The 207-nt window shown below is 58.9% G+C and carries 1 protein-coding gene; it reads right to left on the minus strand.

The genetic code is table 11. From position 1 onward, the window contains the following. On the minus strand, nucleotides 1–207 hold a 207-nt coding region (locus AF337_RS45050; protein WP_152970906.1), incomplete at both ends, for a hypothetical protein.

A 207-nucleotide genomic window follows, 5' to 3' on the forward strand; every position in this document is an offset into this window, starting at 1 on the left:
GATCTAAGCGTCGATATCTGGCGCAATCCGTGACGGGCGAGAGCGGGATCAGTTGTCAGAAGGCCGAAGGCTGCTGCAGGGCGAGACCACGGTGGTGGTGCTGCTTCCAGCAAAGCGACTATGGAGGCTCCTGCCTTTCGAAGTTCGTTTGCGACCTGCATATTCAAGGGGCCGTTTCCGGCAATAACGATCCTTCGGCCGGGAACG

Origin of the sequence: Rhizobium ecuadorense, assembly GCF_001187535.1 — a bacterium.
Classification (GTDB): Bacteria; Pseudomonadota; Alphaproteobacteria; order Rhizobiales; family Rhizobiaceae; genus Rhizobium; species Rhizobium ecuadorense.